This is a genomic window from Streptomyces sp. NPDC005151 (assembly GCF_053599875.1).
The window spans coordinates 1-2,155 of the sequence record NZ_JBSFYR010000208.1 but is presented as its reverse complement, the minus strand read 5'-3'; the positions used below and the strand labels follow the sequence as shown (position 1 = coordinate 2,155).

Below are 2,155 nucleotides of genomic sequence, written 5' to 3'. Positions count from 1 at the left end.
CGGAGCCGAATCCTGGATGAGCGGCCGGAGGGGGTGTCGGTCCTCTTCCCCCGCGCCGACGCGAACCTCCGCGGTGACAGACCGATCAGCACCTCCGGCTACCGGATCTCGCTGACCGAGTGGCTTCAACGCTGCCAGACGTGCGATGAGTTGGGCCGTCCGGTGCACATCACCCCTCATCAGTTCCGGCACACCCTGGGCACCAGGCTGATCAACAAGGACGTCCCGCAGGAGGTCGTCCGTCAGATCCTTGATCACACGTCGGCCCAGATGACCGCCCACTACGCGCGGCTGTCGGACACCACCGTCCGCCGGCACTGGGAGAAAGCCCGCAAGGTCAACGCCCAGGGCGAGACCGTTGCCCTGGACCCGGCCGGTCCTCTCGCGGAGGCGGCCTGGGCCAAACAGCGGCTCTCCCGAGCCACCCAGGCCCTGCCCAACGGCTACTGCGGACTTCCGGTGGTGCAGTCCTGCCCGCACGCCAACTCATGTCTGACCTGCCCAATGTTCATCACCACCGCTGAGTTCCTGCCCCAGCACCGTGAACAGCGCCAGCAGACACTGCAGATCATCTCCGCAGCCGAAGCCCGCGGGCAGAAGCGGCTCGTGGAGATGAACCGGCAGGTCGCCGACAACCTGGAGAAGATCATCACGACGCTCGAAGACGACGGCCAGCCAGACACCGGTGAGGCGGCCGCCGATGCCTCCTGAACCCAACCCCGCACCGCTCGTCGCCGCCGCCCGCAAGCGGCACGAACTGACGCGGTCCAAGGCCATCCAGGAACTGCGAGAACTCGACCGCACCGGAGTCCCGGTGTCCTTCGAGGGCGTCGCCCGTCGCGCGGGCATCTCACGTTCCTGGCTCTATGGCCAGCCTGATATCCGAGCCGAGATCGAACGGCTCCGTGACGCGACTCGGCGTTCCCCCTCGCCGCAGATCCCTGCGGCTGAACGCTCTTCCGATGCCTCGCTGCACGCTCGCCTGGAGGCCGCCCTGGAACGGAACCGACAACTCACCGAGGAGAACCAGCGCCTGCGTCGGCAACTCGCTCACGCGCTCGGCGACCAGCGAGCCTCAACTACGCGCTCGTGAGGCATTGCCCTTCATCTGGCGGGTTTGCATTCGACCTGGCGCACTGTGAGGGGGAGCAGAACCGCCGCGCCGGGGCTCGGTGGCGCCCCGGCACGGCGGGCTTTGACTAGATGCCGAACGGTGCGGCGTAGTGGACCGTGCCGCTGGGCAGCGGGTGGTCGGCGTCGAGGGTGAGGGCCATCATGGCCTCGTCCGGGACGTCGATGCTGAGTCCGATGCCGTGCTTGGACGCGCGAGTGAAGCCGAACCGCGGGTAGTACGTCGGGTGTCCGAGGACGGTGACGAAGTGCTCGCCCAGCTCCTTGGCAGCCTGCAACGAGGCGCGGATTGCCGCGGAGCCAGCGCCGGTTTTCTGGTACTCGGGCCAGACGGCGACGGGGCCCAGGCACAGGGCCGGGGTGTCGTCGATGTGGCAGCGGGTCAGCAGCGCGTGGCCGATGAGCTTGCCGTCGTGGTCGGTGGCGACGATGGACAGTCCGTTGATCCACGAGGGGTCGGCGCGCAGGGCGCCGACGAGGTCGGCCTCCAGCGGAGTGTCAAACGCGGCGAGGCTGATGTCGCGAATGGTGGAGATGTCGGCGCTGGTCTCAGCGCGCGTGATCCAGTTGATGCTCACGATGGATGGAGATCCGTTTCATGGTTGGTTCGTATCGGTGTTGCCTCGCGAGCTCACGCTCCCAGCGAGGCGAATCCAGATGAGGTCAGGCCACAGCCCGGGACGTGAGGGTGGTTCGGGCAGAGCACATGGCAGTGGCCTTGAGCGCGGTCATCAACCTCACCTCCCAACTCTCTCGATCTGGATCAGACACGAACGCCAGACACCGTATCACCCCGCCAGATTCGACCGCTCACGCACCAGTGCCTCAGGGCGACTTCAAACCCGCCAGATGAAGCGCAATGACTCAGCTGGGTCCCGAACCCAGCTCACCGCATCGCGCTTCAGTAACGATCGGCCCGTGCTAAGCGGCGCTCGAAAGGGTCACGCGGCCAGGTCGAAGACACCGTCCTTGACCTGGCAACCCAGGTCACAGCCCTGCTTGATCGGCGAGCTTGAGATAACGG

Annotated in this window: 3 protein-coding genes; 2 read left to right on the top strand and 1 reads right to left on the bottom strand. The window is 66.7% G+C overall.

What is annotated here, in order from left to right; all coding sequences use genetic code 11:
• Positions 1–711, top strand: a 711-nt coding sequence (locus ACWD6R_RS39965; RefSeq protein WP_451823255.1) for a tyrosine-type recombinase/integrase, incomplete at its 5' end; no start/stop codon positions are given.
• Entirely contained in the window at positions 701–1,093 is a 393-nt protein-coding gene (locus ACWD6R_RS39960; RefSeq protein WP_451823254.1) for a DUF6262 family protein, read from the top strand. The genes ACWD6R_RS39965 and ACWD6R_RS39960, both read left to right, overlap by 11 nt.
• Positions 1,094–1,199: 106 nt before the next feature.
• On the opposite strand, the gene ACWD6R_RS39955 is transcribed toward ACWD6R_RS39960, so the two are convergent.
• Positions 1,200–1,709: a GNAT family N-acetyltransferase gene (locus tag ACWD6R_RS39955; protein ID WP_451823253.1), complete on the bottom strand. Its 510-nt coding sequence runs from the start codon at positions 1,707–1,709 to the stop codon at positions 1,200–1,202.
• Positions 1,710–2,155: the final 446 nt, after the last annotated feature.